The following is a 9,817-nucleotide window of genomic DNA, read 5'->3' on the forward strand; positions in this document are numbered from 1 at the left end:
CGATGCGTCGTCTGCTGTTGTGCCTGTTGCTGTCCCTTACCTCCCTTGCCCTCTGCGCCGCCGAGGCCGCCCGGCCCAAGGTCGGCCTGGTGCTGTCCGGCGGCGCGGCGCGCGGCCTGGCCCACATCGGTGTGCTCAAGGCGCTGGAAGAACAGGGGGTGAAGATCGACGCCATCGCCGGCACCAGCATGGGCGCGGTGATCGGCGGGTTGTACGCCTCGGGCTACAAGATCGACGAGCTGGAGAAGCTGGCCCTGGCCATCGACTGGCAGCAGGCGTTGTCCGATGCACCGCCGCGCAAGGACATCCCCTTCAGGCGCAAGCAGGACGACCGCGACTTCCTGGTCAAACAGCGCCTGAGCTTTCGCGACGACGGCAGCCTGGGCCTGCCGTTGGGGGTGATCCAGGGGCAGAACCTGGCGCTGCTGCTCGAAAGCCTGCTGGCCCACGCCAGTGACACCCGTGACTTCGACAAGCTGCCGATCCCGTTCCGCGCAGTGGCCACCGATATCGCCAGCGGCGAGAAAGTGGTGTTTCGCAAGGGCCACCTGCCCCAGGTGATCCGCGCCAGCATGTCGATCCCGGCGGTGTTCGCCCCGGTCGAGCTGGACGGCCGCCTACTGGTCGACGGCGGCATGGTCGATAACATCCCGCTGGATATCGTGCGTGAGATGGGTGTGGACATGGCGATCGTCGTCGATATCGGCACGCCGCTGCGCAATCGCAAGCAGTTGGCCACGGTGGTCGATGTGCTCAACCAGTCGATCACCCTGATGACCCGGCGCAACTCCGAAGAGCAACTGGCCTCGCTGCACCGCGACGACATCCTGGTACAGCCGCCGCTGTCGAGCTTTGGCGTCACCGACTTCGGCCGGGCCCAGGACATGATCGACGCCGGCTACCGCGCCACCCGCCTGCTCGACCCGCGCCTGGCCAGCCTGCGCCGGGTCAACGACACGGCGGTGCAACTGGCCGAGGCGCGCTCGGCCGGGCAACGCACCCCGGTGATCACCGCCATCAAGGTCGAGAACGACTCCAAGGTCAGTGACGACGTGATCCGCTACTACATTCGCCAGCCCATCGGCGAACCGCTGGAGCTCGACCGCCTGCGCACCGACATGGGCACCCTGTACGGCCTGGACTACTTCGACCGGGTGCAGTACCGCGTGGTGCACAAGGGCGACGAGAACACCCTGGTGATCAACGCCCGGGGCCGACGTGGCGGCACCGACTATCTGCGGCTGGGGCTGAACCTGTCCGATGACCTGCGTGGCGACAGCGCCTTCAACCTGGGCGCCAGCTACCGCGTCAACGGCATCAACCGCCTGGGCGCCGAGTGGCTCACCCGAGCCCAGATCGGCGACAAGCAGGAGCTCTACAGCGAGTTCTACCAGCCGCTGGATACCGGGTCGCGCTACTTCGTGGCGCCCTACCTGGACATCGGCTCGCAGAACATCGAGGCCACCCTGGACAACGACCCCATCGCCGAGTACCGCCTCGAACGCTATGGCTTCGGGCTCAACCTGGGCCGCCAGATCGGCAACAACGGCGAAGTGCGCCTGGGGGTGGGCCAGGCCTGGGGGCAGGCCGAGGTACGCATCGGCGAACAGGGCCTGCCCAAGGTGAACTTCAACGAAGGCTTCTATGACCTCAAGTATTCGTTCGACACCCTGGACAATGTCTACTTCCCCCACAGCGGCGAAGACGTCAGCCTGACCCTGCGCCAGTTCGAGCCGGGCCTGGGCTCCGACCAGCGCTATCGCCAATGGGACATGAAACTGGACAAGGCCCTGAGCAGCGGGCCGAACACCTGGGTATTCGGCGGTCGCTATGCGCGGACTCTGGATGATGCCGAGGTGGTCACCTCGAGCTTCGTGATGGGCGGCGCCCGGCAGCTGTCGGGCTTTCGCCAGGACTCGGTGTCAGGCCAGAACCTGAGCCTGATGCGCATGGTCTACTACCGGCGCCTGACCCCGCGCTCCTACCTGCCGCTGGACTTCCCGCTGTATCTGGGCGGCTCGCTGGAACGCGGCCGCGCCTGGAACAACGACAACGAGTTCGACAGCGGCTACATCAACGCCTCGAGCATCTTCCTGGGCTTCGAAACGCCGCTGGGGCCACTGAACTTCAGCTACGGCATGAACACCGAGAACCAGAAGGCGTTCTACCTCAACCTGGGGCAGACCTTCTAGGACTTCTCCAGGTTGCCGAGGATGCGCGCGTGCACCCGCATGCACACGCGCAGCTCTTCTTCGTCGATGCCTTCGAACAGCTCGACGCGCAAGGCGTTGGCAATGGTCTCGATCTGGTCGATCAACGGCTTGGCGGGCGGGCACAACACGATCTTCTTCGCGCGCCGGTCCTCCAGTACGGCCTGGCGCTTGACCAGGCCCTGGGCCTCGAGGCTGTCGAGCAGACGGGCCAGGGTCGGCCCTTCAACCCCCACGCTCTGCGCCAGTTCGCGCTGGGTGGGGGCCTCGTCGAAGCGCGCCAGGTGCAGCAGCACCAGCCAGCGCGCCTGCGACAGGTTGAGCCCGGCCAGGCGGCGGTCCAGCTCGGCGCGCCAACCCCGGGACATATGGGCCAACTGCATCCCGAAACGGTGGTGATCGGTCAACGGCATAGGAAACTCATCATCAGAACTAATTAATAGGCAGCTAATCATGCCCTTGGGCCTTAGGCAAGGCTCATGCCGTCGGCAGGCGCTGCATAATCGTCATAAATGATGACAAACAACCTTTCTACATCTCGAACTCGGCCGCCAGTGCGGCGCGCACGCAATACAGCACGCCCTCAGGCACGCGTCCGCCAAACTGCTCGATGATCGCCGACACCGGCGGCAACTCGCCTTCGCCGTCGAGGAACGCATCCTGGATCTCGCCCATCAGGTCCTCGGGCAGGTCCAGCGCCTGTTCCAGTGACAGCTGTTGGCGACCGATGGCCTCGGCCAACAGGCTGTAAACGTTCTTTTCACTGCATTGCAGCTGGCCGGCGATCTGCAGCGGAGTCATGCCAGCGCGGGCCAGGCTGATCAGCTCGTGGCGCAGATCGGCGACCGGGGCCGGGGCCTCTGCAGCGCCGCCCAGCACCTCGAGGAAGGCCTGGCCGTAGCGCTCCAGCTTGCGTGCCCCCACGCCACTGACCTGGGCCATCTCGCTGAGGCTGCCGGGCTGACTGCGCAGCATCTCCAGCAGGGTCGAGTCGGGGAAGATGACATACGGCGGCACGCCATGCTCCTCGGCCAGCTTGCGCCGCAGGGCGCGCAAGGCGTCCCACTGTTCGCGTTCCTCGCCGCGCACCAGCTGGCTGGCCGGGCTGCCCGAGCTGCTGCTCTTGCTGCTGGTCTGCGGCTTGAGGTCGCGGCGCAGTTCAAGGGTGACTTCGCCACGCAGCAAGGGCCGGCACGTATCGGACAAGCGCAGCCCGCCATAGCCTTCCAGGTCGATATCGGCCAGGCCACGCGCCACCAGCTGGCGGAACAGCGAACGCCACTCGCCTTCTGCGCGAGCCTTGCCCACGCCATACACGGCAAGCTTCTCGTGCCCGAAGCTGCGGATCTTCTCGTTGTCCTTGCCCAGCAGCACGTCCACCAGATGGCCCACGCCGTAGCGCTGGCCAGTACGGTAGATGGCCGACAGCGCCTGGCGCGCAGGCTCGGTGGCGTCCCAGGTCTGCACGCCGTCGACGCAGTTGTCGCAGTGCCCGCAGGGCTGGGGCAGTTCTTCATCGAAATAGTTGAGCAGGGTCTGGCGACGGCAGCGGGTCTCTTCGCACAGTGCCAGCATGGCATCGAGCTTGTGCTGCTCGACCCGTTTGTGACGCTCGTCACCTTCGGAGTTCTGCAGCATCTGCTTGAGCATCACCATGTCCTGCAGGCCGTAGGCCATCCAGGCATCGGCGGGCAGGCCGTCACGGCCGGCGCGACCGGTTTCCTGGTAGTAGGCTTCCAGCGACTTGGGCAGGTCCAGGTGGGCCACGAAACGCACGTTGGGCTTGTCGATGCCCATGCCGAAGGCGATGGTCGCGACCATGATCAGGCCTTCCTCGTTGAGGAAGCGGCGCTGATTGCTGGCGCGGGTCTCGGCAGGCAGGCCGGCGTGATAGGGCAGCGCCGGGAACCCCTGCTCGCACAAAAACGCGGCCACATCGTCGACCTTCTTGCGCGACAGGCAATAAACGATGCCGGCGTTGCCGCGCCGCTCGTTGAGGAACGCCAGCAACTGTTTGCGCGGCTGTTCCTTGGGCACGATGCGATAGAAGATGTTCGGTCGGTCGAAACTCGACAGAAAGCGCTCGGCGTTCTGCAGGTGCAGGCGGGTGACGATCTCTTCGCGGGTACGCATGTCCGCGGTGGCGGTCAGGGCAATGCGCGGCACGTTGGGGAAGAGTTCGGCCAGCTGCCCCAGTTGCAGGTATTCAGGGCGGAAGTCATGGCCCCATTGCGACACGCAATGCGCCTCGTCGATGGCGAACAGCGCGATGTCCAGGCTGCGCAGAAAATCCAGCATGCGTGGCTGCACCAGGCGTTCCGGGGCCAGGTACAGCATCTTGAGCTCGCCGCGACGAATGCGCATGGCCAGTTCGCGCTGCTGGTCGGCGCTCATCGTGGAGTTCAGCGAAGCCGCGGCGACACCCAGCTCGTCGAGGGTCGCCACCTGGTCGTCCATCAGCGCGATCAGCGGCGACACCACCACTGCCAGGCCTTCGCGCAGCAGCCCCGGAACCTGGAAGCACAGCGACTTGCCGCCGCCGGTGGGCATCAGTACCAGCGCATCGCCGCCTTTGGCCACGCATTCGATGATCGCCCCCTGGCGCCCGCGAAAGCTGTCGTAGCCGAAGATGTCCTTGAGGACGCGCTGAGCCTGTTCGAGCATAAAAACTCCATAAATCGCAGAACCATCCTGGCCACAGGCTGGATGAAAAGCTTCCCCGCCACACCTGAAATTGCGTAAGCGGCTTTTGCCGGGGCCGCATGCTGGCGTGACCGGGCGCAAAAGCCGGGCATTATACCGGACACGGCGCCCGTGCAGGGGGCTCTGCGATAGGCGTCATCCTTTGCCTCGCAGGCGCCGCAAGATGCTAGAATTCCAGCATCGTTTATTCCCAAGGTAGCCCTGTAATGTCCTTCGCTGAGCAATTAACCCGCCTGCAAGCCTTCCTCGACGCTGACGAGCTGCACGAAGAAGCGCTGGACTACGTTGCCGCACACGGCTACCTGACCGCGCTGTCGATCTGCTCCGAAGCCGTTCCCGAGCGTGAATGGATCGACGCCCTGTTCGCCGAGCCGCCGCACTACAAGGACGAGGCCCAGCGCGAAGAAATCGAAAGCACACTGATCAAGCTCAAGGATCACATCGCCCGCCAACTGGCCAGCGATGAGGAGTTCGAGCTGCCGTGCGACCTGGACCTTGGCGACGAGCCGGACGACTCCGAGCTGCGCGGCTGGTGCATCGGCTTCATGGAAGGGGTGTTCCTGCGTGAAGCGGCCTGGTTCGAAAGCGCCGAGGAAGAGGTCAGCGAAATGCTGCTGCCGATCATGGTCGGTTCCGGCCTGTTCGACGAAGAGGCCGAGTTCGCCGACATCGCCAGCGACGCCAACCTGATGGACGACATGATCGTGCAGATCCCCGAGGCGCTGACGGCCTTGTACCTGCTGTGCCATGCCCCGGACGAGAAACCTGCGCTGCTCAAGCCTCGCCACCATTGAGTCTGCATCCATGCGCTACCTGCTGCTGGCCATCGGCTGGCTCAGCGTCGCGCTGGGGGTGATCGGCATCTTCCTCCCGGTGCTGCCGACCACCCCTTTTCTGTTATTGGCGGCAGCCTGCTTTGCGCGCAGCTCGCCCCGCTTTCACGCATGGCTGGTCAATCACCCGCGGCTTGGGCCGTGGATTCGCGACTACCTGGGCGGTGAGGGCATTCCGCTCAAGGCCAAGGTATACGCCATCGGGCTGATGTGGCTGAGCATAGGTTTTTCGTGCTACCTGGTGCCCTTGCCGTGGGCACGCGGGTTCATGCTCACCAGTGCGGTACTGGTGACCGTGTACATCGCGCGGCAGAAGACCTTGCGCAAGCGTACCTAGGCGCAACCACGCGCCCACCCCATCGCGGGCCAAGCCCGCTCCCACAGCTACTTCATTGCTCTTGTGGGAGCGGGCTTGGCCCGCGATGGCAGCGGCAGGTCAGCTGCGCCATCTGCGCCTCATGTCACACCGTATCCACCTTCAACGAATGATCATTGAGCATCCCGTTGATCACCGTGGCTGTATCCGCCCCCGCCGAGATGACCCCACCCGCGCCCGCCGTCACCCCATAGTGATGGGCAAGGTCCACGCCGGCCAGTTCGATGGTCTGGGTCGGCGCCGCGCCGGCCACCGCACTCACCTGGATGGTCGATATCACGCCGTTGCCCGTGCCCGTCACCGTGAAGTGCAGGTAATCGTCCAGCGACGCCGACGTCGCGTTCTCGCCCTGCAGCAATTGCGAGAGGTCCAGCCGATCGGTACCCGGGGTAAAGTCGGTCACCTTGTCGTGGCCAGTATTGCCCTGTTGCCACAGGAAGGTATCGCTGCCCGCGCCACCGGTCAGGGTATTGTTGCCCGGCCCGCCGATCAGCAGATCGTCACCACCGCCCCCGATCAGGATGTCGTTGCCCAGGCCGCCGATCAGCGTGTTGGCGTTGTCGTCGCCGGTCAGCTTGTCGTCGTGGTCGGAACCGATCAGGTTCTCGATCGACACCAGCTTGTCGAGCCCGGCGCCGATCGTGTTCTGCTCACCGGTCAGCGCCAGGCTCACCGTCACCCCAGCGCTCGCCCCGGCGTAGCTGACGGTGTCGTTGCCAGCGCCACCGTCGAGCAGATCGTTGCCGTTGCCGCCGATCAACAGGTCGTTGCCATCCCCCCCGTAGAGCTTGTCGTTGCCATCGCCGCCAATCAGCACGTCGTTGCCTGCACCGCCATTGAGAACGTCATCACCGCTCCCGGCCAGCAGCACGTCGTCTTGGCTGGTGCCTTCCAGGGTACTGCCGGCCTGGTAGGTGATGTCCACCGCCCCCGTGGCGCTGCCGCCATGGCCGTCGCTGACGGTATAGGTGCCGTTGTAGGTGGGCGTGTAGTCATGCGCCCCGGCGTAGTTGATCGACATGTTCAGCTGGTAGCTTTCTGCGCCCTTGCCGCCGTCGTCATTGACCTGGTTGACCAGATGGATGCTGTACACCCCATCATGGCTTGCGGTGAAACTGCCGCCATCGGCGATGGTGTGGTAGGTGCCGCCCTCATCCTTCCACTGCATCAGCAAGTTGCGATCAGCGGTGCGGTTGTGGTCCAGGGTCAGGGTTTCGCCCTCGCGCAGGCTTACCTTGATCACGTCTTCGTCATTGCCATTGGCAGCACTCACCGCCCCCAGGTAGCCACTGACCACCAGCGCCGCGGTCATCGACCCGGCTGCGCCGGTAAAGGCACTGCGCGCCAGAACCCGCTCCTGATTGGCCAGCGTGTCGTCCTGGCCGGTGAAGGTGATGACCGTCTTGCCGTTGCCGGCCGTGAAATCCGCCCCCTTGGTCCAGCCGGTGTTGAAGGTGATCGGCGCCGCACTCAGGCGATCGTGGTTGGCGTCGCTGTCGTTGGCCAGCAAGGCGGCGGCCGGCACGCTGATGCTCGGCGCAAGGATATTGGTGATGACATGATCGGCACCGGCCACCGGCGCAGCATTGGTGTTGACGTTGATCACCAGGTTGGCACCGCTCAGGTCGCCGTCGTTGTCGCTGGCCACGAAGCGGATGGTCTCCACCTGATTGCTGCCGCTGTCCTTGGGCGGCGTATAGGTGAACTGGCCGTTGTCCATGTCCACCACCAGCGTCCCGCCCACCGCGGTCTTGACCGTGATGCTGTGGGTGTTCGCGTCGAAGGTGCCGCGGTCTGCGCCGCCACTGGCTGCATAGCTGGGCTGGTTGGCGTTGCCTTTGGGGTCGAAGGTGTAGGTGGTGCCGTCGATCAACAGCGACTTGATGAAGCCACCATCGGCACCGAAGTCGCCACCGCTCATCAGGCTGCCGGTGATCGGCGCGCCCTGCACGGTGCCCGACAGCACGTTGTCCAGTTGCGCCAGGTCGGTGACCACCACCGAGTTGGTATTGGTGTGGGTACTGCCGTCATAGGCAGCCGGGTTGAGATTGCCGGTGTTGACGCCGCTGCCCAGCCCGATCGCATACGACTTGATGCCGTTGTCGCCCAGGAAGTTCTCCCAGTTGCCGGTGCGCGTTTCGGTCAGGGCATGCCCCGAGGTCGGCGCACCGTCCGAGAAGAAGTAGCTGACGCTCTGCGCCCCCTCCAGCTTGCCCGGCGTCTGGTAGGCCGTCTGCGCCACATTGACTGCCGAGTCGTAATAGGTCGAGCCACCTGGGGTCAGGTCCTTGATCAGGGCCTTGGCCTCGGCCACCGTCACCCACACGTCGGTGCGATCACTGGCACCGGTGGAGAACGTGACGACCTGCACCTTCACATCGCCCATGTCGTCGTACTTGTCCAGCAGTGCGCCGATGGCCTCCTTGGCCAGCTCCAGGCGCGACAGGCCGCGCACCCCGGAATTGTCGGCCATGCTGCCGGACACATCGATGATCAGCATGACGTTGGTGTCCACCTGCCCCGGTGTGGTCGAGCGCACGGCGTCAGCCGTTGTGGGCATGTCATCGACGATATTGATCACGATGTTGCTGGTGGTCGAATTGCCGGCCGCATCGGTGGCCTTGTAGACGAAGGTCTCGCTGGTGACCACGTTGGGGCCGTCGTTGAGCCCGCCTGCGGTTTTGGGTGCGGACGTGAGGGTGTACTTGAAGCTGCCGTCGGCGTTGAGCTGAATCTGCCCATAGGCGCCCGTGCTGCTGCCCACCAGCGTATAGGTGATCGCGCCGCTGGCTCCGCTGACCGAGCCCACCAGGCTGCCGGTCGCGGTTTCACCCGCTGAGCCGGGGTCGCTGCCGGTCACGGTGCCGGGGGCGAGGTCGTTCGGGTCCTGGCTAAGGTCCAGGGCCTTCTCGTACACCGTGACCTCGTTGTTGGGGCAGGCGACGATCTTGCTGTCGGTGACATTGATGGTGATGGTGGTGGTGCTTTCGTCGCCGTCCGCGTCACGAATGGTGTAGGTGAAGGTGTCCTGGGCACCGTCCTGCGTCACCGCATTGGGGTTGGCCTTGTACTCGGCCTCGCCGTTGGCATGCAGGATGAGGGTGCCATAGGTGCCGGCGATGCCCACGCCCAGCGAGCCGATGGCCGAGGTCGAGGTGTCGGCGCCGAACCGCACGCCCACCACCGCCCCGCCCTGGGCCGGGCCGTCTGCCCCCAATGTGTCGTTATCCAGCACATTGCCGGTGACCGTACCGCCCTCCACCACCGTGGTGCTGTCGGACTCCGCCCTTGGCACGTCATCCACGATCTTGATCACGATGGTGCTGGTGACGCTGTTGCCCAGTTGGTCGGTCGCCTTGTAGGTAAAGGTCTCGGACGTGACGATATTCGCCCCGTCGTCGCCGTTGCCGATGTGCGGCGCCGAGGTCAGGGTGTACTTGTAGCTGCCGTCGGCATTGAGCTGAATCTGCCCATAGGCACCTGTAGTGCTGCCCACCAGCGTGTAGGTGAGCGCGCCGGAACCGCCCGTGACCGAGCCGACCAGGGTGCCGATACCCGTCTCGCCAGGCGAGGTAGGGTTGCTGCCCACCACCGTGCCCGGGGCCAGGTCCTGCGGGTCCTGGGTCAGGTCCAGCGCTTTTTCGTAGACTTTCACCTCGGTATCGGCGCAGGCCACCAGCTTGCTGTCGGTGACG

The 9,817-nt window shown here is 65.0% G+C and carries 6 protein-coding genes; 3 read left to right on the top strand and 3 right to left on the bottom strand.

What is annotated here, in order from left to right; all coding sequences use genetic code 11:
- The first annotated feature begins 2 nt into the window (after nucleotides 1-2).
- The gene (locus DN388_RS24710; protein WP_255002710.1) at nucleotides 3-2,192 is read left to right on the top strand and encodes a patatin-like phospholipase family protein; all 2,190 of its coding nucleotides are present in this window, start codon (nucleotides 3-5) and stop codon (nucleotides 2,190-2,192) included.
- On the opposite strand, the gene DN388_RS24715 is transcribed toward DN388_RS24710, so the two are convergent.
- Complete coding sequence (locus DN388_RS24715) at nucleotides 2,189-2,623, bottom strand: MarR family transcriptional regulator (protein WP_043864125.1); 435 nt, start codon at nucleotides 2,621-2,623, stop codon at nucleotides 2,189-2,191. The genes DN388_RS24710 and DN388_RS24715 overlap by 4 nt on opposite strands.
- 118 nt (nucleotides 2,624-2,741) lie before the next feature.
- Complete coding sequence (gene recQ / locus DN388_RS24720) at nucleotides 2,742-4,874, bottom strand: DNA helicase RecQ (protein WP_043864126.1); 2,133 nt, start codon at nucleotides 4,872-4,874, stop codon at nucleotides 2,742-2,744.
- Between the two features lie 245 nt (nucleotides 4,875-5,119).
- On the opposite strand from recQ, the gene DN388_RS24725 reads away from it, so the two are divergent.
- Together DN388_RS24725 and DN388_RS24730 are read left to right on the top strand one after the other, a co-directional pair.
- Nucleotides 5,120-5,707 (top strand): YecA family protein, encoded by a 588-nt coding sequence (locus DN388_RS24725; RefSeq protein ID WP_054916593.1) that lies wholly within the window; start codon nucleotides 5,120-5,122, stop codon nucleotides 5,705-5,707.
- A gap of 10 nt (nucleotides 5,708-5,717) precedes the next feature.
- The gene (locus DN388_RS24730; protein WP_058540758.1) at nucleotides 5,718-6,083 is read left to right on the top strand and encodes a YbaN family protein; all 366 of its coding nucleotides are present in this window, start codon (nucleotides 5,718-5,720) and stop codon (nucleotides 6,081-6,083) included.
- Between the two features lie 124 nt (nucleotides 6,084-6,207).
- Here DN388_RS24730 and DN388_RS24735 read toward each other — a convergent pair.
- A partial coding sequence (locus DN388_RS24735; RefSeq protein ID WP_255002716.1) for a type I secretion C-terminal target domain-containing protein occupies nucleotides 6,208-9,817 on the bottom strand: 3,610 nt, incomplete at its 5' end.

It is taken from the genome of Pseudomonas sp. S12(2018), assembly GCF_024355235.1.
Classification (GTDB): Bacteria; Pseudomonadota; Gammaproteobacteria; order Pseudomonadales; family Pseudomonadaceae; genus Aquipseudomonas; species Aquipseudomonas palmensis.